The 2,495-nt window shown below is 44.0% G+C and carries 3 protein-coding genes; 2 read left to right on the top strand and 1 reads right to left on the bottom strand.

Annotated features, from left to right (window positions below; translation table 11 throughout):
• Positions 1-309: 309 nt before the first annotated feature.
• Together trpS and C200_RS07790 are read left to right on the top strand one after the other, a co-directional pair.
• Positions 310-1,326 (top strand): tryptophan--tRNA ligase, encoded by a 1,017-nt coding sequence (trpS, locus tag C200_RS07795; protein ID WP_016212084.1) that lies wholly within the window; start codon positions 310-312, stop codon positions 1,324-1,326.
• Entirely contained in the window at positions 1,326-1,841 is a 516-nt protein-coding gene (locus tag C200_RS07790; protein WP_032126534.1) for a disulfide bond formation protein B, read from the top strand. The genes trpS and C200_RS07790 overlap by 1 nt, the downstream gene beginning before the upstream one ends.
• Positions 1,842-1,882: 41 nt before the next feature.
• Here the strand turns inward: C200_RS07790 and trmL are convergent, their stop codons facing one another.
• Positions 1,883-2,356: a tRNA (uridine(34)/cytosine(34)/5-carboxymethylaminomethyluridine(34)-2'-O)-methyltransferase TrmL gene (trmL, locus tag C200_RS07785; protein WP_016212085.1), complete on the bottom strand. Its 474-nt coding sequence runs from the start codon at positions 2,354-2,356 to the stop codon at positions 1,883-1,885.
• Positions 2,357-2,495 lie beyond the last annotated feature (139 nt).

The raw sequence follows: 2,495 nt of genomic DNA, 5'->3' as shown, positions 1-2,495 counted from the left end.
CTTTTTCATTTAAGTGCCGATAAACCATCTCTACCCTCTAAGTCAAAAGGCGAACTAGAGAGTTTATCTGTATGAATATGAACTCTCTACTGAGTGTTGCACTTCAGATGACGGAGGGCGATCCCACAATACCACCTGTAATACTATTGAGCACGAAAGTAATTTTTTCGGGATAAGACAACAATTAAACCCACCTTTACAAGCATTCTGTTTAAAACAAATTCTGTTACAATAAGCCTTCATAGTTGGACTCTAAGTGAGCTTTAGAGAATTAAAGAATCACCAAGCGAAAGAAAAACGAGGTTTTCAGTGAAACAAGAAGTTGTATTAACCGGCATCACGACATCTGGCACTCCCCACCTGGGCAACTATGTTGGCGCCATTCGACCGGCCATTGCCCGTAGCCGCGCAGCCCATGTCACTTCTTTATACTTTTTAGCCGATTATCATTCACTGATTAAAGCACAAGACCCAGAACTCACACACCAATCAAGCTTTGAGATTGCCACGGCTTGGCTGGCCTGTGGCCTAAACCCAGAACAAGCGATTTTATACCGACAATCGGACATTCCAGAAATCACAGAACTGACCTGGATACTCACCTGCTTAACTGCCAAAGGCTTAATGAATCGAGCCCATGCCTATAAAGCTGCTGTAGATGACAATCAAGCTCAAAGCAATGACCCCGATTTTGGCATCACCATGGGGCTGTACAGTTACCCCATCTTAATGACCGCAGATATTCTCGCTTTTAATGCCAATAAAGTTCCTGTTGGCCAAGACCAAGTTCAACACCTGGAGATGGCACGTGATATTGCCCAACGCTTCAACCATCATTATGGTGAGCTGTTCACTTTACCTGAAGTTGAAGTCGATACTACAGTTGCAACACTAGCTGGCCTTGATGGGCGCAAAATGAGTAAAAGCTATGGCAACACCATTCCATTATTTATCCCTGAGAAAAAACTGAGAAAGCTCATTATGAAAATTAAAACGAATTCACAAGAGCCGGGGGAACCTAAAAGCATCCAAGACAATACTATTTTTCAAATCTACCAAGCCTTTGCAAGCAAAGAAGAAGCAGCACAAATGCGTGAGGCGTTTGCCAAGGGCATCGGCTGGGGTGATGCCAAACAAAAACTCTTTGATCGCGTAAATAGTGAGGTTAGCGAAATGCGTGCATGCTATGAGGCTCTAAGCACACGCCCAGCCCATATCGAAGACATCCTCCAAGCCGGTGCAGCAAAAGCTCGCAATATCAGTCGCCCGCTTTTAGAAAAAGCCCGCGCAGCCGTTGGCTTACAGCCTTTTGGGAGGCCGCTGTAATGATGCGTTGCTTGTGCTCACACCTTAACCTCTATCGCTTACTTGGATTCAGCAGTGCCGTTATATTAGCCTATAGCCTTTACTTGCAGTATATTGTCGGCCAAGTCCCCTGCACGCTCTGCCTGTTGCAACGCTTTGCCCTGATTGCAACTTTAGTGGTGCTAATTATTTTAGCGCTAAAACCTTGGCAAGGACTGGGCTTACGCATTCTACAAGCAGGTGCACTATTATGCACCTTAACAGGAACAGGACTTGCCGGGCGCCAAATCTGGCTACAACATGCACCTGAAGGCATCAGCATGCAGTGCTTACCTAACCTTAGTTATATGCTGCAACACTACCCCCTGTTAAAAACCATAGAAATGGCCTTGCATGGTTCGAGTGACTGTGCTTTAGTAACATCAACACTGTTTAACATCAGCTTAGCCACCTGGTCTGGGCTTTTTTTCTCACTGCTTAGCTGCGCTCTTTTTATTAGTTTATTTATCAAGCGAAAAATAAAACAACAGAACTAAAAGCTAACATATACATATACCCAAACCTGAGAGCAACAAGATTACTTAAACCCTGCAGCACCCGCAAAATCTAGATGGCGCCAGGCTTCATAGACCACAACAGCAACGCAGTTTGATAAGTTCATACTGCGGCTTTCTGCCTGCATCGGCAAACGAAAGAGTAACTCTTTAGGCCAGTGATCTAATAAATCTTGTGGCAACCCACGCGTCTCAGGACCAAAGACCAACGCATCGCCTGCTTGGTAATGCACTTGATCATACGATTGCTCTCCCTCGGTCTCACAAAGCAACACTCGCTGGCACTGTGAACTTCTTAAAAAGGCATGAAAATTCTCATGAACCTGCATCTCTTTCCACTCATAATAATCAAGCCCTGCGCGCCGTAAACGCTTATCATCAACATCGAAGCCTAAGGGCTTAATTAAATGCAATTTGAAGCCAACATTTGCACACAAACGAATGATATTGCCAGTATTAGGTGGGATTTCAGGCTCATATAAGACAACGTGCAACATTTCATACCTCAAAAGCATAACTTACAATAAAAACACGATTATAAAAATATTATGCTTATGAGTCCAATCGCTTATTTTTCTTTTTAAGAGCGAGCTTTTGCATATCTTCAATTTGATCATGCGCCCTCCGTCATCTGAA

Source organism: Piscirickettsia salmonis LF-89 = ATCC VR-1361, from assembly GCF_000297215.2.
In the GTDB taxonomy this organism is placed as follows: Bacteria; Pseudomonadota; Gammaproteobacteria; order Piscirickettsiales; family Piscirickettsiaceae; genus Piscirickettsia; species Piscirickettsia salmonis.
Note: the sequence above shows the minus strand (reverse complement) of the source record. Positions and strands in the feature narration are given on the sequence as shown.

Coding starts and splice junctions, on each gene's coding strand:
- C200_RS07790 (WP_032126534.1), top strand. CDS start 1,326: ATGATGCGTTGCTTGTGCTCACACCTTAACCTCTATCGCTTACTTGGA.
- trmL (WP_016212085.1), bottom strand. CDS start 2,356: ATGTTGCACGTTGTCTTATATGAGCCTGAAATCCCACCTAATACTGGC.